A 25,754-nucleotide genomic window follows, 5' to 3' on the forward strand; every position below is an offset into this window, starting at 1 on the left:
AGACGTTAAAGTCGTGCGAAGCGCACTTCCACGCGGGTGCCTTCATCCGGCCGACTGGTCAGGCGCAAATGCCAGTCGTAGCGGTGTGCGACGCGCTGCACGAGATACAGCCCCAAGCCAAGGCCGGCGCCGCGACCATAGCGGTAGCCGCGTTCGAATGCCTGGCGTCTTTGTTCGGCGTCCATGCCGGGGCCGTCATCGGCAACGCTGAGCACGTTATCAGCCAGGGTCACGCGGATATTGGGCCCGCCGTGGCGCATTGCGTTGCGTAGCAGGTTGCCGAAAACGATCACCAGCGCGATCCGTGGCGCGGCCACCGGGCAATGGTCCATCGCTGCCACTTGCACGGTGCTGTTGCCGAGAATCGGCCGGTAGGCGTCGAGCAGTTCGCCGACCACGATATCCGCCCGACAATGCTGCTCGCTAGAGAGATTGCTGCTTTCATCGCGCGCCAGAAAAAGCAGTGACTCGATCAGATCGGCCATTTGCCGCGAGGCGCGCTCGATGCGCATGAGCGGCGCACTGTCGGTAAAACGCGGATCCTGGCGCAGGACTTCCAGTGCGCCCTGAATCACGGCCAGCGGCGTGCGCAATTCATGGCTGGCATCGGCAGTGAAACTGCGTTCGCGTTCGACAAAACCGTCCAGGCGCTGCATGAAACGATCGAAGGCCCGCGCGATCGCGCCGACTTCATAGCCGTCGAAGCGTTCGGCCATCGCTTCGCCGGGCGCGCCCGGTTCGAGCCGGGCCACGTGCTCGGCGAGCTGATTGATCGGTTTGAGGCTGATGCGTGCGATCCAGATACCCAGCGGCAGCGCGAGCGCGAAGACGATGATTACGGCCACGATCAGCGCGATACGAAACACCGCCTCGCGGGCCTCGATCGCGGTCATGTCGTAGGTCAGATAGGCGCGTTTGCCGTTGATGATGGTAGTGGCGACGCGATAACTGCGCCCGCCGTAGCTCAGATTCACACCCGTGCTGTGACGCGGCAACGGGCGCAGTGCCTCGGGCAACAGGCCCAGTGCGTCGGGTTCGACCACGAATGCCTTGATCGTGGCCGAATTGGGTAGCGCTGCTTCGCCTTCGATCGGATATTCGGCTTCGAGCTCGCCAAGTTCGTGGGCGACGATGCCGTCGAGCAGGTCGTTTTCCAGACGTTCGTTGATGGCGAACAGTGCGAGCACGATGAGCGTGGCCATGACGGCCACGAACAAGGCCAGCGCAGCGGTCACCCGGAACTGCAGGCTGTCGAGTGGACGAAACACGCCAGCGTGGCCTAAGCAGCGTCGGGCGCGATCAGGCGATAGCCCATGGTCGGCACCGTATGCAGAAGCGGTGTGCCGAACGGTTTGTCGATTGCGGCGCGCAGCGCATGAATATGGGTGCGCAAGGCTTCTGAGTCCGGCGGATGGTCGCCCCAGATTGCGGTTTCCAGTTCGCCGCGACGTACCAGCCGCGGCGAGGCGCGCATAAGCACTTCCAGCAGCCGCAGCGCGGTGGGCGTGAGCGTCACGCGCTGGTCGTTGCGCGTGGTCTGCCAGGTGTCCAGGTTGAGTACGAGATCAGCAACGCGCAGTACGTGCTGGCTCTGGCGCGGGCCGCGGCTGCCGAGCGCGGTCAGCCGAGCATCGAGCTCGAGCAGCGAGAACGGTTTGATCAGGTAATCGTCGGCGCCGGACGCAAAACCGGCGAGCTTGTCGTCGAGCGTGTCACGCGCAGTGAGCATGAGCACCGGCGTCTGTCGATCGGCTTCGCCGCGCAGGCGTGTGCACAGATCGAAGCCATCGATGCCCGGCAGCATCAGATCGAGCACGATCGCGTCGTAATCGTTGACCACGGCCAGGTGCAGCCCGGTCACGCCGTCGCTGGCGCTATCCATGACGTGGTGGCGGGCGGACAGAAAATCGATGATATTGGCCGCGAGATCTTCGTTGTCCTCAATCACGAGTATGCGCATAGTCGAAGTTCCCGCTCGATCCGCGTTGCCGAAAGACCCGCGGCAGGATGCCACGCGTATCACTCGGGGCATTTTATCCGTATTTGCCGGTGTCCCGGTCTTACGTGCGCTGGATTACACTCAAGCCCAGATCGCTGCGCCCGCGCACGGCGCCATTCTGTCTTGTAACACGCGCCCGCACCATGATTAATCCGATCTGCCTTGCTTCGTGTTTGCGCCTGTCATTGCGGTGTGCGCGATGAGAATGGCGCGCTCCTCGGCTGTCGTCTTTACCGATCTCGATGCCACCTTGCTCGATCATCACGACTACAGCTGGCAGGCGGCCGGCGAGGCCCTGGCTGTGTTGGCCGCGCACGAGGTGCCGGTCTGCATCGTGACCAGCAAGACCGCCGCCGAAGTGGCTGCCTTGCGTTGCGAGCTGGCCAACGGCCATCCGTTTGCAACAGAAAACGGCGGCGCGGTGGCCGTGCCGCAGGGTTATTTCGAGGGCGCACATTGCGATGCGAACACGCCGCTGGACGTGACCACCCTGGGTGCCGAGCGCGAGATATTGCGTGCGTTGGTCGAGCGCTTGCGCGCAAAGCACGGTTTTCGTTTTACCGGCTTCGGCGATATGGGCGTGGATGACGTCATCGAGGCGACCGGCCTGGATCGCGAGGCGGCCGCCAAGGCACTCGACCGCGCGGCCTCGGAGCCGTTGCTCTGGCAGGACAGCGAGGAGGCGCTCGACACGTTCTGTGGTGCCGTCGAAGCCGCCGGTCTGGCCGTTCGGGTCGGCGGGCGCTTCGTGCACGTACTGGGCCAGGCCGACAAGGGCGATGCGCTGACGTGGTTGCGCGCGCGCTACGAACGCGCGCACGGTCCGATTCTTGCTGTAGCGTTGGGCGATAGCGGCAACGATGTGGACATGCTCGAAGCGGCCGATATCGGCTATTGGGTGGCACGCCCTGACGGCAGCTATCACGGGTCGGCCATGGGCCACATTCGGCATGCCCGCGGTATCGGCCCGGCAGGCTGGGCCGAGGCCATCACGGCGTTGATCGCCCACCACGAGATCTAGAGCGAAGGACACGGTATGGCGGATTTTCATCAAAACGGGCTGATCACGACCCTGCATCGGCTAGGCGAGCGGCCGATCGAGGCACTGGAAGCCGAGTTGCGCGCCTTCGGCGAGCGCCGGTCGATGTCTTTGATCCTGCCTTGTCTGTACTCCGAACTCGAAGGCGATGCCTTGCCGCATATCGTCGAGGAAATCGCGAAAGTCGATTATCTCGACGAAATCATCATTGGCCTGGATGCAGCCGACGAAACGCAGTTTGCGCATGCGCACGCGTTCTTCGAGCGTCTCGGCCAGCACTATCGGCTGCTATGGAACGATGGGCCGCGCCTGCAAGCACTCTACGATCAGCTCGATGCCGAAGGTCTGGCACCCGAGCGGCCGGGCAAGGGCGCCAACGTATGGAACTGCATGGGCTATTTCCTGGCCTCCGGGCGCGGGCGTGTGCTGGCCATGCACGACTGCGATATCAAGACCTATAGCCGCGATCTGCTTGCGCGCCTGTTCTATCCGATGGTGCACCCGAACTTTACCTACAAGTTCGCCAAGGGCTATTACGCACGGGTCGCCGATGGCGCGATCAACGGTCGTGTGGCGCGCCTGTTCGTCACGCCGCTGGTTCGCGCGTTGATGACCGTGGTCGGCGAAATGGAATACTTGCGCTATATGGACAGTTTTCGTTATCCGCTGTCCGGCGAGTGTGCGATGAGTGCGTCGGTGGCCGAAGCGATCCGGATACCCAGCGACTGGGGCCTGGAGATCGGCATCCTCGCCGAGGTGCACCGCAACTACACGCCCAATGCGATCTGCCAGGTCGATATTGCCGATGCTTACGATCACAAGCATCAGCCCGTGTCGGATCATGAAGCCGATACCGGGCTGGCCAAGATGAGCGCCGACATCGCCAAGGCGCTTTATCGCAAGCTGGCGACCTACGGCGTCGTACTCACGCCGGAAACCATTCGCACCATCAAGGCGGTGTATCTGCGCAATGCGCTGGATAGTGTCGAACGATTCTATTTCGACGCGCAGATCAACGGGCTCGGCTACGACCGCCACAAGGAAGAAAAGACGGTCGAGGTCTTCGTCGAGGCGATCATCAAGGCGGGCGAGCAATACGTGGCCAACCCCATGGAAGTTCCGTTCATCCCCACCTGGAATCGCGTGCGCGCGGCTTTTCCCAACTTCCTTGCGGATTTTCATGCGGCCGTGGAGCGCGACCACGAGGAGGCCCAGGCCGCCGCCAGAAAGGGTTGAGCGAACCGGGGCGTACCCGCGTCAGCGCCTGTTCAGCGAGCAATGGCGTAATCGTGTTATGAAAGCCGGCGATAAAGGGTACGAGGAAGCACGCCATGGCGACGCCGCCGGACACCAATGCGTTCGAAGATGCGCGCGAAATAGAAATGTCGCAGTCCGCGCCGGAGACCGTCGGTCTTATTCGGCAGCAGTTGGAAAACGGCTTTGGATGGCTGCGTTTCGAGCCGAAGCTGGAACAGGACTTTCGAGCGCATAACAACGAGGCCGGGCTGGTCAACCGGATTGCGTTGCTGGCGATTGCCCTGACCGTGCTGCTCATCAGTCCATTGTTCGATACGGCTTATTTCGGCGTGCCGGAAGCGGCCGCCTGGTGGTCGCGCGGGTTGCTCATTGGTCTGCTCGGGCCGGTGATCATTGCTGCACTCATATGGTGCGCATGCCGTAGCCACTCACCCATTACCGAATACGTCATTACCGCCCAGTTCGCGGTCGTAAGCGTTGGGCTGCTGGGTAACCATATTCTGCTCAACCGCTACGGCGCGGATTTTCCGATCGAGTTCATTGGCGTGGGGTTGGTCGCCGTCGTCGCGCTCGGGCGTGTGCGTTCGTGGCAGATATTGCCGGTAGCCGTGGCGCTTGTTGTGCTTACGCTCGCGACAGAAGTATGGGTGGTGAATTCGAGCCCGGCCGATTACTACCATCTGGCCGCCGCCGGTGTGTTGGCCTTGTTTGCGATTTACCTGCAATATGCCAACGAATACGTACTGCGCCGCAGTTGGCTGGACCGGCAACTACTGCAGCTCGTGGCCCGTCATGACGGGTTGACCGGTCTGCTCAACCGCCATGCGCTGGAAAGTGCGCTGGCCAACGCCCATGCCCATGCCGTACGCGAGCGCAACGATTACGGCCTGCTGATGATCGATATCGATCAGTTCGGCGCGTACAACAATCACTACGGCCACCCGGCTGGCGACGACGCATTGCGGCGGGTGGCGGCGGTTATCGAGTCCCATGCCCGCAGACCGCTGGATGTCTGCGGACGTTACGGCGGCGAAGAGTTTGTAGCCTTCTGGATCGAAAGCGACGAGCACAAGCTCGAAGCCCATGCCGAGGCGCTGCGCGCGGCTGTCGAGCAGGCAGCGATCCCTCACGCGACCTCGAACGTTGCGCCAGTAGTGACCGTGAGTATCGGCCTTTGTTATGTCGCTCAGCCGCAAGAACGCGATTCGTTATCAGCCGTGTTCGCCAGTGCGGATGAGCTGCTGTACGACGCCAAGGCCCAAGGCCGAAATCGTGTGGTCGTGGGGCATTTCGATCGCGACAGTATCAACGAGGCCACGGTCCGCAAGCACCCCGAGGCCCGTCCAGCGACGAATGGCTAGTCGCTGATCCAGGCGACTTCATAAGGCGCGAGCGTAATGGAGCGGCTCGATCCGCTGATCTCGGTCGATGCCACTACGTTGCGCGGCACCCGTGCCTCGGGCAACACATGGGCTGCGATTTTGACCGGGCGGTCGGTGACGTTGTGCAGCGCCAATAGCGTCTGACCGTTACCGCGGCGTTGGATCGCGAACAGATGCGGGCCGAGGTCCACCAGCGTCTGGGCTGCATCGGGGTGCAGCGCGGGCTGGCGGGCACGCACGGCCAGTAGGTGCTTGAGGCGGTTGAATACGGTTGCATGATGGGTCTGGCTGGCCAGCTGGTATTCCAGCTCGCCGGCATCCCACTTGCGGCGGTTGATGGTGCGATAACGCCCGCTTTCTTCCACTCGAGACAAATCGTTATGGGTGGCGGTCAGGCTATGAAAATACAGCGCCGGAATACCGGCCAGCGCCATTGCGATCGCCTGGCTGCACACGAACCGATCGATATGCAGCGGCGTATCGCGTTCGGCGGCGTCGGCTAGCAGGTCGTAGTACGAAATATTGAGTTCGTAGGGCTTGTGCGAGCCGTCTGCAACCGCGCGCGTGGATACGAAACCACCGCGCTCGCGCACGGTATCGACCAGCGCCTCGATGGACTCGGCCTCGAGGATGGATTCCACCGCGCGCAGACCGATGCCGTCGTGGCTGGCGGTGAAATTCAGGAAATGGCAGCCGTCGGGCAGCGCCGGCAGGCTGCGCGCCCAGTGGCTGAGGGTGCTGGCATCGCCGGTGAGCAGCGCATCGGCGACCAATGGCGGCAGGGCGAACTGGTAGGCCACATGGGCCTCGTCGCCGTCGACCAGATACGAAATATTCTCTACATGCGGCACGTTGGTTTCGGTGATCAGCTGCACGCCGGGCGCGTAGTGCGCGAGCAACGCACGCAAAAACTTGATCAGCCGATGCGTCTGCGGCAGATGAATACACGGCCCGCCGATGTCTTTCCACAGAAAAGCCACGGCATCCAGGCGCAACAGCCGTGCGCCGCGTGCGACATATTCGAAGATGATGTCGATGAATTCCGATAGCACCATCGGGTTGGCGAAGTTCAGGTCGATCTGATCTTCGGAAAACGTGGCCCACAGATGGCGTGTGCCGCGGGCGGTGGCGACTTCGGCGAGCAGCGGCGTGCTGCGTGGGCGTACCACCGCACGCAGATCGGTGTCCGGCTCGACCTCGATGAAATAATCGCGCCCCGGGTCGACATCGCCAAGATAGTTCGCAAACCACTGTCCCTTGCGCGAGGCATGGTTGAGCACGAGATCGAACATCAGCGGATGGTCGTCGCCGAGTGCCGCCACGTCATTCCAGTTGCCCAGCTGCGGATCGACCGCGCGATAGTCCATCACCGAAAAGCCGTCGTCCGAGCTATGCGGATAGAACGGCAGGATATGGATCGATGCAATCGAGTCGGCCAGGTTTTCGGCCATGAACGCTTTCAGCGTGGCCAGCGGCGCTTCGCCCGGGCGCTGGACGATATCCCCATAGGTGATCATCACATTAAACGCCTGATCGATCGGCGTGGTGGATTCGATCGGCAGGCCGTGGCGCAACGCCGCGTTGGCGGCGCGGTCCACGCAATCGGTGGCGGCGGCCTCGCCGTAAAGCGGGTCGAGCCAGTCGATCAGGGTCTGGCGCGGCGCGGGCTTGTGGGAGCTTGCATCAGGCATGCGTTTGCAAAACAAGGTTTGTGCCAGCATGCATTATGCCGGTACCGGTTCTATGATTGGTGCCGGGTTCGATTCGCAAGCGAGGCGCGACCATGATCGAAGGCGGCTGTCTGTGCGGTGGCGTGCGCTACGCAATTACCGGCGCGCTGGCCGACGTCCAGGTCTGTCATTGCCAGAGCTGCCAGAAAGCCCAGGGCGGGCCGTTTGCGACGAACATCCCGGTCGATCGCGCCTGTTTTGAATGGCGACGCGGTGAAGCCCAGATACGCGACTATGAATCCTCGCCGGGCAAGCATCGGCTGTTTTGTGGCCGATGCGGCTCGCCCTTGATCAGCCGTCGCGACGCTATGCCACAGGCCGTGCGCGTACGGGCCGGCACGCTCGATCACGCGCCCGCGGCGCATATCGCCAGCCAGGCGTTCACGGCCGAGGCCGTGCCATGGTGGCCGCCCGGCGACGACGCCCCTTGCTTTGCCGGGCCACGCCCGAAAGCGCGTAAGTGAATCCGGCATGATTCGCAAGACGCTGTTGCTGGGGCTGCTCACGCTTATTGGCCTGGCGGCGGCCGCGCCGGCACTCGTGGGCTTCTATCTGGAGCGTGAATTCGCCGGCGTCGTCGCCCGCCTGGAGCGCCCCGGTGTGATCCGCGTCACGCGCGCGCATTTCGAGCGCGGCTGGTTCAGCTCGAAGGCCACGCTCCGGATCGAAATCGCCCCGCCACTCTGCAGCGCGCCGCCCTGTGCCGGGACGCGCTTGAATACCACCGTGCATCACGGGCCGTTGCCGTTCGGCGCGCCGGTCGAGCGCAGTCACGGCTTCGAGCCGAGTCTGGGCGTCGGCGTGACCGAAATCGATTTGGCGTCTTTGTGGCCTACGCGTGTTTTCGAGCCGGCGCTCGAGCCGCCGCGCGTTATTACCCGTGTCGGTTTCGATGCCATTGCGCGCTCGCGGCTGCAATTCGCGGGCCGCGCCGTCGATATTTCTCGCGATCGCCTGCTGGCGCATATCGAGACCGCACCTATTGCCGCGCGTGCGCGGCTGCCGTTGGCAGGCGGGCCGCTCGCGCTCGAAGTCGACGCGCCGCAGTTCGAGATCATCGGTGCCGATGGTGGGCAACTGGCCTGGCGTGAACTCGAGGCGCGTTTGGGCGAACCTGCCGAGGGCGGTGCATTGCGCGCAAGTTCGCTGCGTCTTGCGGATGGCCTGGGCCAGTCGGCGCTGCTGCAATCGCTGGTCTGGCAATGGCGGACACTACCGGGCGCGCCCGATCGCATGAGTGCACGCCTGGACGGGCGTATTGCCCGCGCGGTGATTAACAACGACGAATACGGCCCGCTGCTGTTCGAGGCCCAGGTCGCCGATCTGGATATCCATGCCTGGCGGGCGCTTTTCGCCCAGATCGGACTGTTGCGCGATGCCGAAACCGGCGAACTCGACGACGCGGCACGCGCCACGCTTTACAGCCAGACTTTGCCGGCGCTGCTGGCCGGCGGCCCACGGATCGAGATACCGCGCCTGCGGCTGACCACGCCACAAGGCGATGTAACGCTGACACTACGCCTGCAGGCGCCCGAGCAAATGCGCAAGGTCCGCCTGCTTGCCGATGTGGTCTCGCAGCTCGATGTGAACTTCGAGGCTCGCCTGCCGGCCGGGCTCGCACGCGACCTGGCCGTACAGGTCATGCTCGCCAGCGGGCGTTCGCCCTATGCCATCGAAGAGGCCGATATCGACCGGGCCCTGGACGAGCTGGTTCAGCAGAACCTGATTGAATGGATCGACGCGGACGACGCCTACCGATTGCGTCTGACCATCGATGCCGGTCGGCTCACGCTCAACGGCCGCAATCAGATCGGCTGGAAAGCCATGGTCGACCAGTTCGAAGCCGCCCGCGAGCGACTCTGAGCGCGTACCTCGCTGCGCTCGCCGCCGCGCGTCATGAGCGATAGGCATGGATTGCGAAACCGGCAATGCCGCCGCGCTGATCAATCACGCGCGAAAACACGTTAAAATGGTGTGTTTTTCAATTCGACCGCGACTATTTCGCGGGAGCGCGCAATGAACACGCAGACCGATTTCGACGTTATCGTGGTCGGCGGCGGCCATGCTGGCACTGAGGCCGCGACCGCTGCTGCCCGTATGGGCGCGCGTACGCTGCTTTTGACCGACAATATCGAAACCATTGGCCAGATGTCCTGCAATCCAGCCATTGGCGGTATCGGCAAGGGCCATCTGGTGCGCGAAATCGATGCGCTGGGCGGGGTCATGGGCCGTGCCGCCGATCGCGGCGGGATCCAGTTTCGCACGCTCAATGCCCGCAAGGGCCCGGCTGTGCGCGCCACCCGTGCCCAGGCTGATCGCGCGCTCTACAAGGCCGCAGTACGTTCGATAGTCGAGAACACCCCCAATCTGTCGCTGTTCCAGCAATCGGTAGCGGATCTGATCGTCGACGGCGATCGCGTGGCCGGCGTGATGACGACCATGGGCCTGGCCTTTCATGCGCCCACTGTGGTGCTCACGGTCGGCACCTTCCTGGGCGGAACGATTCATATCGGCCACAAGCGCTTTGGCGGTGGGCGTGCCGGCGATGCGCCGTCGAACGCGTTGTCCGAGCGCCTGCGCGCACTCGATCTGCCGGTGGGCCGGCTCAAGACCGGCACGCCGCCGCGCATCGACGCCAAGAGCATTGATTATTCACAGCTGGCCGAACAGCCGGGCGACGAGCCGGCACCGGTGTTTTCGTTCATGGGTGAGCGCGCCGAGCACCCGCGCCAGGTGAGCTGTCATATCACCTACACCAACGAAACCACGCATCAGATCATTGCCGATAACATCGGCGAATCGGCCATGTATTCGGGCCAGATCGACTCGGTGGGCCCGCGCTATTGCCCGTCGATCGAAGACAAGGTGGTGCGCTTTGCCGACAAGGCCTCGCACCAGATATTCATCGAGCCGGAAGGCCTGACGTCCGCCGAGGTCTACCCGAACGGCATTTCCACGAGCCTGTCGTTCGAAACCCAGCAAAAGGTGGTGCGCTCGATTGCCGGTTTCGAGCATGCGCATATCACGCGCCCCGGCTATGCCATCGAATACGACTATTTCGATCCGCGCGCGCTGTCCTACACGCTGGAAACCCAAGCGATTGCCGGCCTGTATTTCGCCGGCCAGATCAACGGCACCACCGGCTACGAAGAAGCGGGGGCGCAGGGCCTGCTTGCCGGGCTCAACGCCGCCCGCGCCGTCGCCGGTGAAAGCGCCTGGTGGCCGCGTCGCGACGAAGCCTATCTGGGCGTGCTCGTGGATGATCTGATCACCCGCGGCACGATCGAGCCGTATCGCATGTTCACCTCGCGCGCCGAGCATCGCCTGCTGCTGCGCGAAGACAATGCCGATACGCGGCTCACACCGGCCGGGCGCGAGCTGGGGCTGGTCGATGACACGCGTTGGGCCGCTTTCGAGGCCGCACGCGCGGCGGTCGCCGGCGAACAGGCGCGATTATCGGCGATTATCGTCAAGCCCGAGGACCTGGGCGCCGACCGCGGCGAGCGCCTGCTCGGCAGTGCGCTCAAGCAGGCCACGCCGGCGGCCGATCTTTTGAAGCGTCCGGGCGTGAATCATGCCCAGGTGGTTGCCATTGAAACCGTCGGCGCGCCCGATCTGGCGCACTTGAACGCCGAAACCGCCGAAGCGATCGGTGACCAGGTCGAGATCCAGGCCAAATATGCCGGCTATATCACCCGCCAGAGTGCGGAGATCGAAAAGACGCGCCAGCACGAAGCCACGCTATTGCCGGCTGATCTGGATTACGGTGCGGTATCCGGCCTGTCCAACGAGCTGCGCGGCAAGCTCGAGGATGTACGCCCGGCCACGATTGGCCAAGCCGCGCGTATTCCGGGCATGACGCCGGCTGCGATTTCGTTGCTGCTGGTGCATCTGAAAAAGCTGGGCATGAAGCTGGCGAAAACTGCCTGATCGGCTGTGAGCCGGTTGCTCGTGGCACGCACCGCTGGCGTTGTTATAGGCACTGCAACGTCTGGTTTTAACCGCGCGTTGCCTTGCGTTGCGCACGAAACATTCGTGTAACCTAGCGAATCAATCAGTGGGCGGTTTCGCGGGGCCAAATTGAACAAGCTTCGAGCGCTAGGATGTGTCTTTTTCGTTGCGCTGCTCATGGCAGCCTGCAGCAGCGAACAATCGGACCAGTTCCCGGTCAAGAGCACGCCGGAAATCCGTGAAGATGGCACGACGGTGCTGCGTCGAGGCAACGGCGCCGAGCCGGAAAGCCTCGATCCGCATCAGGCCCGTAGCGTGCCGGCGTCCAATGTGTTGCGCGACCTGTATTCCGGTCTGGTCCAGATCTCGCCCGGCGGCGATATCAAGCCCGCCGATGCCGAATCCTGGGAGGTTGGTGATCAGGAACTGGTCTATACCTTCAATCTGCGAGAGAACCTGCACTGGTCGAACGGTGAACCGCTGACCGCACAGGATTATGTCTACAGCCTGCGGCGCAGCGTCGATCCGGTCACCGGCTCGCCCTACGCGCAGCTGCATGCAGCAATCGCCAATGCCAAGGCGATCATTGCCGGCGACAAACCACCCCAGGCGCTGGGCGTGCGTGCGGTGGACGATCGCACGCTGGAAATCACGCTGACCAAGCCCACGCCGTATTTTCTGGGCACCCTGGCACACAGCATCAGTTACCCGGTCTATCGGCCGGCGGTTGAAGCACACGGTGCTTCGTTCAGTCAGCCCGGTAACGCGGTCACCAACGGCGCCTACAAGATCGAGAGCTGGCGCGTGAATTCCATGATTGCGGTCGAGCGCAATCGCGAATACTGGGACGATGCCAATACGTCCATCGGCCGGGTCGAGTTCTACCCGATTACCAACCAGAACTCGGCGTTGTCGCGCTATCAGGCCGGTGAGCTGGACTGGGCGACGTCGGTGCCGATTTCGCAGTATGAAGCGATCAAGAAATATATTCCGGCCCAGCTGCACGCCGAGCCGACGCTGGGCGTTTACTACTACGGCCTGAACGTCAAACGCCCGCCGTTCAAGGACGCGCCGGAGCTGCGGCAGGCGTTGTCGATGGCGATCGACCGGCGCACGATCGTCGATAAGATCACCCGCGGCGATGAAATTCCGGCCCACGGCTGGATTCCCTCGGTGGTGGAGGGCTATGCCGGCGCCCAGTTCGAGTGGGTCAAGCTCTCGGATGGCGAGCGCGAAGCCAAGGCACGCGAACTCTACGAAAAAGCCGGCTACTCGAAAGACAATCCGCTCAAGGTCGAGATCCGTTACAACAGCGGCGAAGGCAACAAGAAGATCGCCTCGGTGATTTCGTCGATGTGGCGCAGCGTGCTCGGTGCCGAGGTCACGCTCCGCAACCAGGAATGGAAGGTGTTTCTCGACAATGTCCGCCAAGGCAATACCGAGGCGTATCGCCTGGCCTGGATCGGCGATTACAACGACCCCAACACCTTTTTCGAATTGATGAACTCGAAGTTCGGGCTCAACGGCACCGGCTATGCCAGCGCCGAATACGACAGGCTTCAGGAAAAACAGGCGCATATGCCGGACGGCCCGGCGCGCATGAAGACCATGAAACAGGCCGAGGCCGTATTGCTCGCCGACAGCCCGATCATTCCGATCTACTTCTATGTCAGCAAGTATCTGATCAAGGACTACGTCAAGGGTTTCGAGGGCAACCCGCTGGACTCTTATTACAGCAAGGATCTGTCGATCGAACCGTGATCAGCGCGATAACCCTTCTGCCGATCCGGCACGCCTAGCCATGCTGTCCTACGCATTACGGCGTCTGCTGGGCGCGATTCCCACGCTGCTGATCCTGCTCACGCTGGCGTTTGTCATGATGCGTGCCGCGCCGGGCGGGCCTTTCGATGCCGATCGCGAATTGCCGCCGCAGGTACGGGCCAACCTCGAAGCCAAATACCATCTCGACGAGCCGCTCTATCAGCAGTACGGCCGTTATATCTGGGACGTGGCCCATTTCGATTTTGGCCCTTCGTTTCAGTATCGCGATACCAGCGTCAACGATCTGATCGCCCAGGGCTTTCCGGTTTCGCTCAAGCTGGGGGCCGCATCGCTGGCGTTCGCGCTGATCTTCGGCATACCGCTGGGCATGCTCGCGGCGCTGCGCCAGAACAAGCCGGCCGACTATGGCGCGATGACCGTGGCCATGCTGGGCATATCCATACCCAATTTCGTGCTCGCGCCGCTCATGATCCTGTTGTTCGCGGTCTACAACGACTGGCTGCCGGCGGGCGGCCTTGGCAGTTGGCAGAACTATGTCATGCCCGTGCTCGCGCTTGGCACGGCCATGATGGCCTATGTCGCCCGCTTGGCCCGTGGCTCGACGATTGAAGTCATGCGCTCAAACTATGTGCGTACCGCACGGGCCAAGGGACTGTCGGCGGCGCGCGTGGTCTGGGTCCATGCGCTGCCCGCCGCGCTCACGCCCATCGTGTCGTTCCTCGGCCCCGCTGCGGCCGGCATCATCACCGGCTCGGTGGTCATCGAAACCATCTTCGGCATTCCCGGTCTCGGCCAGTTCTTCGTCCAGGGCGCGCTCAATCGCGACTACACGCTCGTCATGGGCGTGGTGCTGTTCTACGGCATTCTTATCGTGCTCTTCAATCTGGCCGTGGACCTGCTCTACGGCTGGCTCGATCCGAGAGTGAGCTATTGATGCGGCCGATCGAGAACAGCTCTTGTCGTTCGCCCGCCCCCGCGTGGCAGTTCGCCGCATGATTTTCGGGCGCCGAAAACGCATGGAACAGGCCGCCCACGGGCGCAGCCTGTTTTCGGATGCGCTGCGCCGGCTGCGCTCGAACAAGGCCGCACTGGCCTCGATCGGCGTGCTGGGGTTCATCGTCGTCGCGGCGGTGGTCGGGCCATGGCTGTCGCCGCACAACTATTTCACCCAGGACTACGGCGCGATCTGGATCGCGCCGACCCTGGCCGACGCACATTGGTTGGGCACCGACGGGCTCGGACGCGATCTGTTCGTGCGTGCGCTCGAAGGCGGACGGATATCGCTGATGATCGGTTTCGTCGCGACGTTGGTGAGTCTGATCATCGGCGTGGCCTACGGTGCCACGGCCGGCTATGCCGGCGGGCGTGTGGACGGCGTGATGATGCGCATCGTGGATATTCTCTATGCGATGCCGTTTCTGTTCTTCGTGATCCTGCTGATGGTCTTCTTCGGCCGCAATATCCTGTTGATATTCGTGGCCATCGGCGCGATCAACTGGCTGGATATGGCGCGTATCGTGCGCGGGCAGACGCTCGCACTCAAACAGCAGCCGTTCATCGAAGCCGCGCGCATGTCCGGCGCGCCGGCGGTGTCGATCATCGCGCGCCATATCGTGCCCAACCTGCTCGGCGTGGTGGCCGTGTATATCACCCTTACCATCCCGCAGGTGATTCTGTTCGAATCGTTTTTGAGCTTTCTCGGCCTCGGTGTGGCCGAGCCAGCGACTTCCTGGGGCGCCTTGATCAAGGACGGGGCCGATGAGATGGGCCGCGCGCCATGGCTTTTGATCGTGCCGGCGGTGTTTCTGGCTGCCACGCTGTTCTGCTTCAACTTCATTGGCGATGGGTTGCGGGATGCGTTGGATCCCAAGGATCGTTGAGTCGATCTTGTAGTCGCGGGACGGTGAGTTGGTCGCACTCGTACGTGAGTGCGAAACCCCAAGCCGATACCTGGCCGCGCAGTTGATTAAGTAAACAATGAGTTTCGCCCTGCGATTTGGTCTCGAACCAAGCCGATCCAGGCAGGCCCGGCGATACCGTGCAGGCCGTGCGCAATAGCCGAGCACAAGACGCTGTCTCGTTAGCCGTTATGGTGGCTTACACTGGGGGCCATGCTGCTCGACGTCCGCGATCTGAAAGTGAGCTTCGACACGCCCGACGGCGTGGTTGAAGCCGTGCGTGGTCTCGATCTGCGACTGGCGGCCGGCGAATCGGTCGGGATCGTGGGCGAATCCGGCTCGGGCAAGAGCCAGAGCGTGCTCGCACTCATGGGGTTGTTGGCCGACAACGCCCGTGTATCCGGTAGCGCAACGCTGCAAACGGATACGGGGGCGCTCGAGTTGATCGGCGCGAAGCGGCGTGTACTCGAGCGGATTCGCGGCGCGCGCATTGCGATGATCTTTCAGGATCCGATGACCACACTCAACCCGCATTTGCGTATCGCCACGCAGATCAAGGAAGTCATCACCCGGCATCGCGGGCTGCGCGGACGGGCCGCGACGAAGGCCGCGATCGAAATGCTCGAGGCCGTGAAGATTCCGGATCCGGCACGACGTATTCGCTATTACCCGCACCAGTTTTCCGGCGGCATGCGCCAGCGCGTGATGATTGCGATGGCACTGGCCTGTGAGCCGGATATCCTGATTGCAGACGAACCCACCACGGCACTCGATGTAACCGTACAGGCCGATATCCTCGATCTCATGGCCGAGCTGCGCCAGCGCACGAACGTGGCCCTGCTGCTGATTACGCACGATCTGGGCGTCGTGGCCGGCCAGTGCGAGCGGCTGTTGGTGATGCGCCATGGCGAAGTGGTCGAGCGCGGCGCGATCGATCCTATCTTCGAGGCGCCCGCCCATGCGTACACGCGCGACCTGTTGGCCGCCGTGCCAAAACTGGAAACACCGCACTTCGCGCGTGCGTCCTCATGAATCTGCCGGATTATCTGACCGATCCGCAGCTGATCGCATTTGTGAAACTTTGGGGCACGGTCTTGCTGCTGGCCGGCAGCGCGATTGCGGCCAGCGTGCATGCGCTGCTCACGCGCGAAACGCCCAGCAGCGCGTTCGGCTGGATCGGTGTGTCGATATTGTTCCCGCCGATTGGTCCATTGCTGTATTACATGTTCGGCGTCAATCGCGTACGCATACGAGCACGGCGTCTAGACCGCCAGTCGCGCCATGGTCTGGGTGCGCATCAGCCCGGTGCGAACGCCGAGCTGCGCGACTATAGCGCCATACTCGATCGCCGCCGGCTTGGGCTCGCGGCTGCCGGCGACCGGCTCTCGGCATGGCCGGTGGTGGCGGACAACGGCGTGGACGTGCTTTATGACGGCGAGCAGGCTTACCCGCCCATGCTGGAGGCGATCGAAAAAGCACGGCGGTTTGTTTATCTCACCACCTATATTTTCGAAACCAACCGGGCGGGCAAGCGTTTTATCGCCGCTCTGGCGCGTGCGGCCGAACGCGGTGTGGACGTGCGGGTGCTTATCGACGGGGTGGGCGAATACTATGCCTGGCCGGGGCGGCGCGCCGTGCGTTTGCTGAACAAACAGGGCGTGAAAGCCGCGCGGTTTCTGCCGCCTCGGCTGATCCCGCCATCGCTGCAGATCAATTTGCGCAATCACCGCAAGATTCTGGTCACGGACGCCGGCGTGGCGTTTACCGGGGGCATGAATATCGGCGATCGACATCTGGTGAAAACCGGTCGTGGCGTGGCCGATATGCATTTTCGTTTTGCGGGGCCGGTGGTGCGCCAGATCGAGGCGGTGTTTCTATCCGACTGGGCATTCGCTACCGGCCGTCAGACCGGCGTATCGCGCGGCGAGATCGCCCCGGCCGGCAATGCCGCATGCCGCAGTATCGAGAACGGGCCCACGCGCGATACCGAACGCCTGGCCACGCTCATTCAGACCGCGATTGCCAGCGCGCGGCGCAGTGTGTTGATCATGACGCCGTATTTTCTGCCCGGCCCGGCGTTGGTGGGGGCGTTGCAGTCGGCCGCACTGCGCGGGCTGGAGGTCAAGATTGTACTGCCGGCCAAGAACAATCTGCCGTTCGTGGCCTGGGCGTCGCGGCATGCGCTGGGCGAGTTGATGATGCGGGGCGTGGAAATCTATTACCGGCCGCCACCGTTTGCGCATACCAAGCTGCTGGTGCTCGACGACGACTATGCGCTGGTCGGCTCGCCCAATCTCGATCCGCGCAGCCTTCGCTTGAACTTCGAACTGGCGGTGGAGATCTTCGATCCGAAAGGGGTGGACGGCCTCGCCGAACATATTCGCGACACCATCGCGGAAAGCCGGGCCTATTCGCTGGTTGATCTGCACCGGCGTCGCTTGCCTGCGCGCCTGCGCGATTCCTTCTTCTGGCTGTTTTCGTCGTATTTCTGACGCGCCGGCGCGTCAGGTCTCGGCGTGACTCGCGTTCAGCGCCGTGGCGAGCGTATTCGGCAGACCGATACGCATATGCACGGGCAGATGATCGGAGAGCACGGAATCGACCACCCGCGCTTCGTCAATTTCGAGGCTGGGCGAGGTGAGGATATGATCGATACCGCGCCGCGGACGCCAACTCGGGAATGTAGGTAGTGGCCGGTCGTAGACGCGTAGGCCGCTGGCCGCCAGCGCCGGGTCGGCGATCAGGGCCGAGGCGGTGCAGTTGGTATCGCCCATGATGACCACATGCCGGTCCTGGGCCACGAGGTCGCAGATGGCGGCAAGCTGGCGTGCACGACTGCCCGCGCCGAGCGCGAGATGCGTGATCACCACGGCAAGATTGTTTTCAGGCGTACCGAATCGCGCAATGAGCGCGCCGCGGCCCGGCAGGCGGCCCGGCAGCTTGTGTTCACTCACGGCAAAGGGTGTGTAGCGGCTGATCAGCCCGAGTCCGTGCTGGGCGACGCGCCCCAGGTCGCGGTTGACCTGAACCCGCCAGTATTCGAAACCGGCGGCTTCGGCCAGATGTTCGATCTGGTTGCGATACTGGCTGCGACGGCTGCCGGCATCGATTTCCTGCAGCCCGATGATGTCGTGCCCGACCAGCAGTTCGCCGATACGATCCAGGTTGTCGCGTACCTGCTGACTGGGCAGGACATGACGCCAGCCGCGGGTGACGTATTCACGATAGCGTTTCGTGCCGACGCCGACCTGCATGTTGAAACTCAACAGAGACAGGCCCGGCCGGTTCTGGCTGGGGCGCGTCAGGGTGCCGGGTGCGGTGGGCGAATTCACATGGGCAGCGTACCATCGTTACCGGGTTTGCGATGCGTTACGAAGGCGGCTTGTTAATGAGCGAAGCGCTGCTGCGGGTAGGCGATCTCAAGGTGCATTTTCCGCTGGCCGGCGGCTGGTTTGGCGGCGCGGCCGGGGTGCTCAAGGCCGTGGATGGCGTGAGCCTCGATCTGGCCCCCGGGCGCACGCTCGGGCTGGTGGGCGAATCCGGCTGTGGCAAGTCGACACTGGCCCGCGCGCTGACCGGCATGGTGCCTGTCACATCCGGCCAGATCGAATTCGAAGGCCAGCCGGTACGTCATGACCGGTCTGCGAGCTGGCAGGCACTGCGCCGCGATGTGCAGATGATTTTCCAGGACCCGCTGGCGAGTCTCGACCCGCGCATGACCGTTGGCCAGATCGTGGCCGAGCCCTTGCGCCATCTGCGCCCCGATCTGAATCGTGCCGAGCGTGCGCGTCGTGTGGCGGCGATGATCGAACGGGTCGGGCTATCGCAGGCCCAGATCAACCGATATCCGCACGAATTCTCCGGCGGGCAGTGCCAACGCATCGGGATCGCCCGTGCGCTGGTGGTCGAGCCGAAAGTGCTCATCTGCGACGAGCCGGTGTCGGCGCTGGATGTCTCGATTCAGGCGAAAATCGTCGAATTGCTGCAGCAACTCCAGGCCGAGTTCGGTATCGCCATCCTGTTCATTGCCCACGATCTGGCCGTGGTACGCCAGATCAGCGACGAGGTGATGGTGATGTATCTCGGTCGGGTGATGGAGCGCGCGTCTTCGGATGTGCTGTTCGATACGCCGGCTCACCCCTATACGCGCGCGCTGTTATCGGCCGTACCACGGCCGGATCCGACCATCGAGCGCACGCGCCGGCGTATCGCCTTGCCCGGCGAACTGCCGTCGCCCGCCGATCCGCCCTCAGGCTGCGTGTTTCGTACCCGTTGCCCGTGGGCGCAGGCGGATTGTGCCGCGCAGACCCCGGCGCTGCGCGCATTCGGCGAGAGCACCCGCGTCGCCTGTCTGCATGCCGAAACCGTGGTGGACGAACGGGTTGCGGTGGCCGGCTGAAAGATGACCTACGAGCGCCTGTTCAACCGCCTTGGCGTGCTGGCCCTGTTTGTGGCTCTCGTCGTTGTGGCAGGCGTTGCCGGCTGGCATACGTTGCTCAATACCTATGCTGGCGCATGGGTTCATCAGCCGGAAGATGCCGACTGGCTGCTGCCGGATACGGCCCGACAGTTGATCGCCGATAGCCTCGTCGATATCGACGGGTCGGTGGTCGATCACCGAATCGTCTTGTTGCCGGGCAATCGAATTGGTCGTGGTCCAGCGGGCGCGGCGGCACAGCCGGCCGTTGAAGTGACGACCCCTACCACGCCGCGGGCCTGGCTCGACTGGCAGTTTCTGCGTCATGCCGCCGGCGTGACTGATGAACTACAGGCTTTCGATATCCATGCATCGCGGCTGCTGCGCCAGATCGGCGCTGTGCCGGCAGATTATCGCGGGTATGTGTTCGCCCAGGATGCGGTCTATAGGCCCGGCGGTGAACTGGATGAGAAGGCCACCGCCGGGTTCGTTGCCAACGCTGATGTGGTGGCGCTCGCCGAGCGTAGCGATGGTCAGCTGCTGCCAGTGATTTCGGTACACCCGGCGCGTGCCGATGCCGCTTCTGCGCTCGCGCGCTGGGCGGATGCGGGCATACGCGATGTAGCGTGGTGGCCGGTTGCGCAGCAGATCGACCTCATGGGCACACCGGCAAGAGCGGCTTATACGGTGATGGCCACGCAGAATATGCGCCTGCATACGCGCGTCGGCCGTTGGCGCGACAGTCGCGGGCGTGCGGGTGTGATCGATCCTGCCGCGTTGCGTGCGGCTCTCGAGGCCGGCATGCAGGTGACGGTATCGATCGGTGATGTTTCGAACGACCCCGATGTGGATGTCATGCAGGCGCTGTTCGCGCTACTGCGTGTACCAGCCTATCGCGATCGCCTGAGTATCGCCCTCGATGGCGTGCTTTCCGGCGAGCGTGCCGAAACCGTACTCACGCCGCTGCTCCAGCACCCGCAGTTTTTCGAACGCTTGCGTTACGCCAGTGGCTATCCGCATTCGGCGGTTGCCAGGGCGATCGACCTCGACCGGCTTGCCAACTCAGACTTTATCGACCCGGCCGTCATAGAGCCCTTGCGCGCCTTGTATGACGTCAATCCGTTGCTTTTCGTGTTCGTAACCATGCGCCAGATTCATTTGCCGACCACCGGCCTGACGCTGCCGGCGCCCGTATTCGAGCGCCGGTCACGGTCATGACGCCTTAACAGGCGCGCGCAGGCTGATGGCATTCAAGCCGCCACCGGCGATTTCGCCGGAAGTCGCGCGTTCAGTAACGACGAACAGCATCAATGGTTGGCGGTCCGGGTGCCGCAGTCGCAGTCGCTATGGAAGCGGGTCGGTCAGCAGGTGCTGTTCGGGCAGCTCAAGCCTGTGGGCGCGGCCAATGTGACCCATGTCATCAATCCAGGCGGTGAGGGCGGCGTATTCTTCAATACTGATCAGCGTGGCTTCGACGGGCGTGCCGCTGAAAGAAAAGATCGTTTTTCATAGTCTGGTCATGTCCAGGGACTAGCCTTCGAAAACGCACTGTTGCGTTTTGGGGGACATCACATGGTCAAACGGTATACGCCCCGTGCCCACGACCCGGCACGCCGGCGGCTATTATTGCAAAGTCTAAGCGGCGCCGGATTGCTGGTCACAGGTAGCTTGCTCAATGGTTGTAGTGACGGAAACTCGTCGGTTTCCTTGGACTCGGGGCAGGGCTCGGCTGGCGGCGGTACCGTGCGCCCGGGCATGCCGGACGGCGGCGATGCCGCGGGCTCGCCGATCAGTCGCCTTGGCGAGCTCGGCGAGGCCGATGAAAACGGTGTGCGTTTGCCCCAGGGCTTCGCTTCCCGAATTATCGCCACGGCCGGACAGCGACCCTACGCCGGTTCGCCGTATCTCTGGCATACCTATCCAGACGGTGGTGCGACCTTCCGCATGGACGATGGCGGTTGGGTGTATGTCTCCAACAGCGAGTTCGCGCCTGGCGGCGTCGGTGCGCTGCGCTTCGATGCCGACGGCGAGATCGTTGATGCCTATCAGATTCAGGCGGGTACGATTCTCAATTGCGCAGGCGGCCCCACGCCGTGGGGCACGTGGCTGACCTGCGAGGAATATGAGGCGGGCAGTGTCTACGAATGCGACCCGCGCGGGGCGAGCGCGACTGATCCGCTGTCCAACAAGAGGCCGGCGCTGGGAACCTTCAACCACGAAGCCGCGACGGTCGACCCCGACAACGGTATCGTCTATATGACCGAGGACGATCCACAGGGCGGTTTCTATCGGTTCGTCTGCGATGCTTATCCGTCGCTGGATTCGGGCACGCTACAGATCGCCGAACTCGTCGGCGATGACCCCATGACCCGCCGTCAGATCATCTGGCACGATGTGCCGCAGCCCAATCCGCCCACCGCCCTGCTCACCGAAATCGAAAACCTGGGCGGTGAGCTTGGCGAGTTGCCGCTGGTCGGCGGTCTGATCGATGCCGTGCTCGATACCGCGTTTACGATCATTCCAGGCAATACGCCGACTCGCCAGCAGGTCGAGCAGTCGAGCGCTTTCGACGGCGGCGAGGGCATCTGGTATCACGACGGAATCGTGTTCTTTACTACCAAGGGCGACAACCGCGTATGGGCCTATGATACGGCCGACGCCTTTGTCGAAATCATCTACGACGACGACCTGTTCGAGGATCCGGTACTCACCGGGGTCGACAACGTCACTATTTCGCCCCTGGGCGATATTCTAGTGGCCGAAGACGGCGGCGATATGCAGATCGTCGCCATTACCGCCGACCGCAATATTCTGCCGCTGGTCCAAGTGGTCAACCAGCCGGATTCCGAGATTACCGGACCGGCCTTCTCGCCCGATGGCAGATGTCTGTATTTTTCCAGTCAGCGTGGTCGCCGCAGTGTAGACGGCGCCGATAGCGATGGCGGTTTCGGCATCACCTACGAAATACGCGGTGTTAACGGCCAGCGCTTCTTCAATCCGCGGGCCTCGACATGAGTCCGCCGCGCGACCCTGTACGGCATTCGGCATCGCGCCGTGGTTTTCTGCGGCGGGCAGGGCTTGCAGGTTCCAGCCTGGCTATCACTCCGTGGCTGGCGGCTTGCGATGACGAAGACAGGGTCGACCTGCGCAGCGGGCGCGATAATGGCGACGGCACGAGCGATGGGGGCACGGCCAACCCCGGCCTGCCGGCTATCAGCACGGCGAGGGTTCGGTTCGAGCACGGTGTGGCCAGCGGCGACCCGCTGCCCGAGGCGGTCGTACTCTGGACCCGAATAACGCCGCAAAACAAAACCGACGACCTGCCGATCGGCGGGCGTTATACGGTGGCGCGCGACCGTGAATTTTCCGATATCGTCTTCGAAGACGATTTTCTCACCGATGCGAGTCGAGATTATACGGTCAAGATCGATCGTACCGGACTGCTGCCGGGCACGACCTATTTCTATCGCTTTGTAGCCAACGGGATGGCGTCGCCGGTCGGGCGTACGCGCACCGCGCCGATGGGGCCGGTCGATCGTGTACGTATCGCGTTCACCTCCTGCTCACAGTACGCGGACGGCTATTTCAACGTCTACGCCGCTATCGCTCGGCGTGACGATCTCGATTTCGTGATGCACCTGGGTGACTACATCTACGAGTATGGTGACGCCCAGTATGGCGATGATGCGGTGCCCGGGCGCTCGCCCGAACCGCCGGTCGAGATCGTGACCCTGGCCGACTATCGAACCCGGCATGCCCACTACAAGACCGATCCCGACCTGCAAGCAGTACACGCCGCACATCCGATGATCGTGGTCTGGGACGATCACGAATCGACCAACGACAGCTGGAAGAACGGCGCCGATAATCACCAGCCGGACACCGAGGGCGCCTGGTCCGCGCGCAAGGCGAATTCGATCAAGGCTTACTACGAGTGGCTGCCGATCCGCGCCGTCGAGCCCGATCGGCCGGAACGAATCTATCGGCGTTTCGCGTGGGGCCAGCTGGTCGATCTGATTATGCTGGACACGCGCCTGGTCGGGCGCGATCAACAGGCGTCGAACCCGCTCGACAGTTCAACGATCTACGACGAGCGCCGTACGCTGCTGGGCTTCGAACAGGAGGCCTGGCTCACCACCGAACTCACCCGATCGGTCGCGCAGTGGAAACTGCTCGGCCAGCAGATCATGTTCATGCCGCTACGGCTGGGTCTGCCCAATCTGATCGATCTCGAGCTGCTTCCCGTGCTCGACGACAAGCTTTCTCTGCTGACCGATGGCGGGATCGCGGTCAATGTGGATCAGTGGGACGGTTACCCGGCCGCCCGCCGTCGGGTGATCGACCAGATTCGTATCCAGGGCTTAGACAATGTCGTGGTGCTGTCGGGAGATATCCATACCTCCTGGGCGCAGGACGTCAGCGAGGATCCGAACAACCCGCTGGTTTACAACGCGATCACCGGTGAAGGTTCGCGGGCGGTAGAGTTCGTGTCGCCCTCGGTCACCTCGTCCGGGCTACCGGAACTACAGCCGATCCGCAATACGCTGCGGGGACTCAATCCGCATATGAAATACGTGGATCTGGCCCACCATGGCTATGTGTTGCTCGATATCACCGCCGAACGGTTGCAGGGCGAATTCTGGTATGTAAATACCATTCTCGAACGCGACGCCAGCGAGCGCTTCGCCACGTCGTTCGTAACCGCCAGCGGGGAGAATCGATTGCGAGAACAGCGCACCGCCAGTACCGGAGAAACCGCGACGGCGGGCCTGGCGCAGAGCATCGGCAGCGCACCGGCCCGGAATCGACGCCGCGACACCGATCTCGACGTCATCGAACCTTCGCCGGTGTCCTGATCGGTGTCAGTTGGCCACGAACAAGACGCGGATAAAAAAAGCCGCCCGTAGTGGCGGCTTTTTCTCTAATCGTTCAAGCCGTAGCCTAGAAACGACGCGGACCGCGGGGACGATCGTCACGCGGACGCGCTTCGTTCACACGCAGCGTGCGACCACCGAGATCCTTGTTGTTCATGCCTTCGATGGCCTGTTTGGCATCGTTGTCGTCTGGCATTTCCACAAAGCCGAAGCCGCGCGAACGGCCGGTTTCGCGGTCCATGATCACCTTGGCCGACGATACTTCACCGAACGCTTCGAAAGCGCCACGGAGTTCGTCGTCATTGGTGTTCCACGACAGATTGCCCACGTAAATATTCATCTCGACTGATCCTAGCGATACCGTGTCATTATTTCTGAAAAACCGTACGGACTCGTCAACGACACCAAACTAAGACCAACGGAGAACGGCCAAGCCGAACGACTTCCGAGTCTACATATTTTTGGGCGGTTGCAATAGCTCAACACGAAAAAAATTTCAAGCGTCTGTCGTTACCCGTCAAGAAATGGTTCGCTAGCTGCAATTGGTCTTGTTCGGCGCCTGTTGGTAAAGCTGTAGCGCTTGGTTCATGTGGCTCTGAAGGTTGTTGATCCGGCTCTCGTTGGAGGGATGGGTCGACATGAACTCGGCCGGTTTCTCACCCCCGGCGGCCGCCATGTTCTGCCAGAGTGCAACAGATTCGCGTGGATCGAAGCCTGCCCGGGCCATCAGTTCGAGCCCGATCGTATCCGCCTCGCTTTCCTGCGTGCGCGAAAACGGCAGTAGGATGCCGACCTGTGCGCCCAGGCCAAGTGCCGACATCACGGCTTGGTTGCCGCCGCCGCCCGAACCACCAAGAAAGGCCGAAACCACTTGCAGGCCACCCTGGGTCGCAGCCTGCTGCGACACGCGTTCGTTACCGTGATCGGCCAGAACGTGTCCGACTTCGTGGCCGATGACCGCGGCCAGCTGATCATCGCTCTTGGCCACGTCGAGCAGTCCCGAGTAGACGCCGATCTTGCCGCCGGGCAGGGCAAACGCATTGACCTGGTCGTCCTTGAAGACGGTGACTTCCCATTCGCCGCCGGTCACTTTCGTAATCGCATTGGCCACGCACTTCACGTAGCGGTTGTCGGCGGTGCTGTTGTCGATGGGCTCTTCCTGCTTCATCTGTTGATAGCTTTGAACGCCCATCTCGGCGATCTTTTCTTCGGAAAAAAGCTTGAGCTGGTTGCGGCCCGTGGGCGAGGTTGCGCAGGCGGCAAGCAGCAACAGTAATGAGGCGACATAGATTCGACGCATGATCGACGTTCTCCGAAGGCGGCCCGGGCGGGATTGGGGTGGCTCGTGTCTCGCAAGTGCTAATTCTAGCGCGAAGAGCTTGCGCGTCCATGAATAGCGGCCGGCGCCGACAGTGCATTGGTTAC

At 62.7% G+C, this 25,754-nt stretch carries 22 protein-coding genes; 16 read left to right on the forward strand and 6 right to left on the reverse strand.

The window, feature by feature from the left end; translation table 11 throughout:
• Positions 1–5: 5 nt before the first annotated feature.
• Entirely contained in the window at positions 6–1,268 is a 1,263-nt protein-coding gene (locus SSPSH_RS02900; protein WP_006914113.1) for a sensor histidine kinase, read from the reverse strand.
• Between the two features lie 11 nt (positions 1,269–1,279).
• Positions 1,280–1,960 carry a response regulator transcription factor gene (locus tag SSPSH_RS02905; RefSeq protein WP_006914112.1) on the reverse strand — a complete coding sequence of 227 codons (681 nt, stop codon included), beginning with the start codon at positions 1,958–1,960 and terminating at the stop codon, positions 1,280–1,282.
• Between the two features lie 244 nt (positions 1,961–2,204).
• Between SSPSH_RS02905 and SSPSH_RS02910 the strand changes: the two genes are divergently transcribed.
• The 3 genes from SSPSH_RS02910 to SSPSH_RS02920 all read left to right on the forward strand — a co-directional run bounded on the left by SSPSH_RS02910 (position 2,205) and on the right by SSPSH_RS02920 (position 5,656).
• Complete coding sequence (locus tag SSPSH_RS02910; RefSeq protein ID WP_006914111.1) at positions 2,205–3,020, forward strand: HAD-IIB family hydrolase; 816 nt, start codon at positions 2,205–2,207, stop codon at positions 3,018–3,020.
• A 15-nt stretch (positions 3,021–3,035) separates the two neighbouring features.
• Positions 3,036–4,274, forward strand: coding sequence for a glycosyltransferase family protein (locus tag SSPSH_RS02915; RefSeq protein ID WP_006914110.1), 1,239 nt, complete (start codon positions 3,036–3,038; stop codon positions 4,272–4,274).
• A 95-nt stretch (positions 4,275–4,369) separates the two neighbouring features.
• Positions 4,370–5,656: a GGDEF domain-containing protein gene (locus SSPSH_RS02920; protein ID WP_006914109.1), complete on the forward strand. Its 1,287-nt coding sequence runs from the start codon at positions 4,370–4,372 to the stop codon at positions 5,654–5,656.
• On the opposite strand, the gene SSPSH_RS02925 is transcribed toward SSPSH_RS02920, so the two are convergent.
• Positions 5,653–7,368: an alpha-amylase family glycosyl hydrolase gene (locus SSPSH_RS02925; RefSeq protein ID WP_161627793.1), complete on the reverse strand. Its 1,716-nt coding sequence runs from the start codon at positions 7,366–7,368 to the stop codon at positions 5,653–5,655. The genes SSPSH_RS02920 and SSPSH_RS02925 overlap by 4 nt on opposite strands.
• 92 nt (positions 7,369–7,460) lie before the next feature.
• Here SSPSH_RS02925 and SSPSH_RS02930 point away from each other — a divergent pair, with 92 nt between their 5' ends.
• From SSPSH_RS02930 to SSPSH_RS02965, 8 genes are all read left to right on the forward strand, one after another.
• On the forward strand, positions 7,461–7,871 hold the full coding sequence (locus SSPSH_RS02930) for a GFA family protein (RefSeq protein ID WP_006914107.1): 411 nt from the start codon (positions 7,461–7,463) through the stop codon (positions 7,869–7,871).
• 7 nt (positions 7,872–7,878) lie between these two features.
• A complete protein-coding gene (locus SSPSH_RS02935) occupies positions 7,879–9,270 on the forward strand; it encodes a DUF945 family protein (protein WP_006914106.1) in 1,392 nt (463 codons plus the stop codon).
• A gap of 153 nt (positions 9,271–9,423) precedes the next feature.
• On the forward strand, positions 9,424–11,337 hold the full coding sequence (gene mnmG, locus SSPSH_RS02940; RefSeq protein ID WP_006914105.1) for a tRNA uridine-5-carboxymethylaminomethyl(34) synthesis enzyme MnmG: 1,914 nt from the start codon (positions 9,424–9,426) through the stop codon (positions 11,335–11,337).
• Between the two features lie 198 nt (positions 11,338–11,535).
• Entirely contained in the window at positions 11,536–13,119 is a 1,584-nt protein-coding gene (locus tag SSPSH_RS02945; protein WP_006914104.1) for a peptide ABC transporter substrate-binding protein, read from the forward strand.
• A gap of 40 nt (positions 13,120–13,159) precedes the next feature.
• Positions 13,160–14,074, forward strand: coding sequence for an oligopeptide ABC transporter permease OppB (gene oppB, locus SSPSH_RS02950; protein ID WP_006914103.1), 915 nt, complete (start codon positions 13,160–13,162; stop codon positions 14,072–14,074).
• A 58-nt stretch (positions 14,075–14,132) separates the two neighbouring features.
• On the forward strand, positions 14,133–15,020 hold the full coding sequence (locus SSPSH_RS02955) for an ABC transporter permease subunit (RefSeq protein ID WP_040607319.1): 888 nt from the start codon (positions 14,133–14,135) through the stop codon (positions 15,018–15,020).
• Between the two features lie 231 nt (positions 15,021–15,251).
• Complete coding sequence (locus SSPSH_RS02960) at positions 15,252–16,070, forward strand: ATP-binding cassette domain-containing protein (RefSeq protein ID WP_006914101.1); 819 nt, start codon at positions 15,252–15,254, stop codon at positions 16,068–16,070.
• Complete coding sequence (locus SSPSH_RS02965; protein WP_006914100.1) at positions 16,067–17,530, forward strand: phospholipase D-like domain-containing protein; 1,464 nt, start codon at positions 16,067–16,069, stop codon at positions 17,528–17,530. Before SSPSH_RS02960 ends, SSPSH_RS02965 begins: the two co-directional genes overlap by 4 nt.
• Before the next feature lie 12 nt (positions 17,531–17,542).
• Here SSPSH_RS02965 and SSPSH_RS02970 read toward each other — a convergent pair whose 3' ends face one another.
• Positions 17,543–18,370 (reverse strand): endonuclease/exonuclease/phosphatase family protein, encoded by an 828-nt coding sequence (locus tag SSPSH_RS02970; RefSeq protein WP_006914099.1) that lies wholly within the window; start codon positions 18,368–18,370, stop codon positions 17,543–17,545.
• 56 nt (positions 18,371–18,426) lie between these two features.
• Here SSPSH_RS02970 and SSPSH_RS02975 point away from each other — a divergent pair, with 56 nt between their 5' ends.
• The 5 genes from SSPSH_RS02975 to SSPSH_RS02995 all read left to right on the forward strand — a co-directional run bounded on the left by SSPSH_RS02975 (position 18,427) and on the right by SSPSH_RS02995 (position 24,311).
• Complete coding sequence (locus SSPSH_RS02975; RefSeq protein WP_006914098.1) at positions 18,427–19,437, forward strand: ABC transporter ATP-binding protein; 1,011 nt, start codon at positions 18,427–18,429, stop codon at positions 19,435–19,437.
• A 3-nt stretch (positions 19,438–19,440) separates the two neighbouring features.
• A complete protein-coding gene (locus SSPSH_RS02980; protein ID WP_006914097.1) occupies positions 19,441–20,673 on the forward strand; it encodes a hypothetical protein in 1,233 nt (410 codons plus the stop codon).
• A gap of 108 nt (positions 20,674–20,781) precedes the next feature.
• Positions 20,782–20,967: a hypothetical protein gene (locus SSPSH_RS02985; RefSeq protein WP_021031343.1), complete on the forward strand. Its 186-nt coding sequence runs from the start codon at positions 20,782–20,784 to the stop codon at positions 20,965–20,967.
• A 195-nt stretch (positions 20,968–21,162) separates the two neighbouring features.
• The gene (locus SSPSH_RS19140; protein ID WP_006914095.1) at positions 21,163–22,470 is read left to right on the forward strand and encodes an alkaline phosphatase PhoX; all 1,308 of its coding nucleotides are present in this window, start codon (positions 21,163–21,165) and stop codon (positions 22,468–22,470) included.
• Positions 22,467–24,311, forward strand: a complete 1,845-nt coding sequence (locus SSPSH_RS02995; RefSeq protein ID WP_006914094.1) for an alkaline phosphatase D family protein — start codon at positions 22,467–22,469, stop codon at positions 24,309–24,311. The genes SSPSH_RS19140 and SSPSH_RS02995 overlap by 4 nt, the downstream gene beginning before the upstream one ends.
• Before the next feature lie 85 nt (positions 24,312–24,396).
• Here the strand turns inward: SSPSH_RS02995 and SSPSH_RS03000 are convergent, their stop codons facing one another.
• Both SSPSH_RS03000 and SSPSH_RS03005 read right to left on the reverse strand, forming a co-directional pair.
• Positions 24,397–24,669: an RNA recognition motif domain-containing protein gene (locus tag SSPSH_RS03000; protein WP_006914093.1), complete on the reverse strand. Its 273-nt coding sequence runs from the start codon at positions 24,667–24,669 to the stop codon at positions 24,397–24,399.
• A 192-nt stretch (positions 24,670–24,861) separates the two neighbouring features.
• Entirely contained in the window at positions 24,862–25,629 is a 768-nt protein-coding gene (locus SSPSH_RS03005) for a M48 family metallopeptidase (RefSeq protein ID WP_006914092.1), read from the reverse strand.
• Positions 25,630–25,754: the final 125 nt, after the last annotated feature.

Source organism: Salinisphaera shabanensis E1L3A (assembly GCF_000215955.2).
Lineage (GTDB): Bacteria > Pseudomonadota > Gammaproteobacteria > Nevskiales > Salinisphaeraceae > Salinisphaera > Salinisphaera shabanensis.

Coding starts and splice junctions, on each gene's coding strand:
- SSPSH_RS02905 (WP_006914112.1), bottom strand. CDS start 1,960: ATGCGCATACTCGTGATTGAGGACAACGAAGATCTCGCGGCCAATATC.
- SSPSH_RS02910 (WP_006914111.1), top strand. CDS start 2,205: ATGGCGCGCTCCTCGGCTGTCGTCTTTACCGATCTCGATGCCACCTTG.
- SSPSH_RS02915 (WP_006914110.1), top strand. CDS start 3,036: ATGGCGGATTTTCATCAAAACGGGCTGATCACGACCCTGCATCGGCTA.
- SSPSH_RS02920 (WP_006914109.1), top strand. CDS start 4,370: ATGGCGACGCCGCCGGACACCAATGCGTTCGAAGATGCGCGCGAAATA.
- SSPSH_RS02925 (WP_161627793.1), bottom strand. CDS start 7,368: ATGCCTGATGCAAGCTCCCACAAGCCCGCGCCGCGCCAGACCCTGATC.
- SSPSH_RS02930 (WP_006914107.1), top strand. CDS start 7,461: ATGATCGAAGGCGGCTGTCTGTGCGGTGGCGTGCGCTACGCAATTACC.
- SSPSH_RS02935 (WP_006914106.1), top strand. CDS start 7,879: ATGATTCGCAAGACGCTGTTGCTGGGGCTGCTCACGCTTATTGGCCTG.
- mnmG (WP_006914105.1), top strand. CDS start 9,424: ATGAACACGCAGACCGATTTCGACGTTATCGTGGTCGGCGGCGGCCAT.
- SSPSH_RS02945 (WP_006914104.1), top strand. CDS start 11,536: ATGGCAGCCTGCAGCAGCGAACAATCGGACCAGTTCCCGGTCAAGAGC.
- oppB (WP_006914103.1), top strand. CDS start 13,160: ATGCTGTCCTACGCATTACGGCGTCTGCTGGGCGCGATTCCCACGCTG.
- SSPSH_RS02955 (WP_040607319.1), top strand. CDS start 14,133: ATGATTTTCGGGCGCCGAAAACGCATGGAACAGGCCGCCCACGGGCGC.
- SSPSH_RS02960 (WP_006914101.1), top strand. CDS start 15,252: ATGCTGCTCGACGTCCGCGATCTGAAAGTGAGCTTCGACACGCCCGAC.
- SSPSH_RS02965 (WP_006914100.1), top strand. CDS start 16,067: ATGAATCTGCCGGATTATCTGACCGATCCGCAGCTGATCGCATTTGTG.
- SSPSH_RS02975 (WP_006914098.1), top strand. CDS start 18,427: ATGAGCGAAGCGCTGCTGCGGGTAGGCGATCTCAAGGTGCATTTTCCG.
- SSPSH_RS02980 (WP_006914097.1), top strand. CDS start 19,441: ATGACCTACGAGCGCCTGTTCAACCGCCTTGGCGTGCTGGCCCTGTTT.
- SSPSH_RS02995 (WP_006914094.1), top strand. CDS start 22,467: ATGAGTCCGCCGCGCGACCCTGTACGGCATTCGGCATCGCGCCGTGGT.
- SSPSH_RS03000 (WP_006914093.1), bottom strand. CDS start 24,669: ATGAATATTTACGTGGGCAATCTGTCGTGGAACACCAATGACGACGAA.
- SSPSH_RS03005 (WP_006914092.1), bottom strand. CDS start 25,629: ATGCGTCGAATCTATGTCGCCTCATTACTGTTGCTGCTTGCCGCCTGC.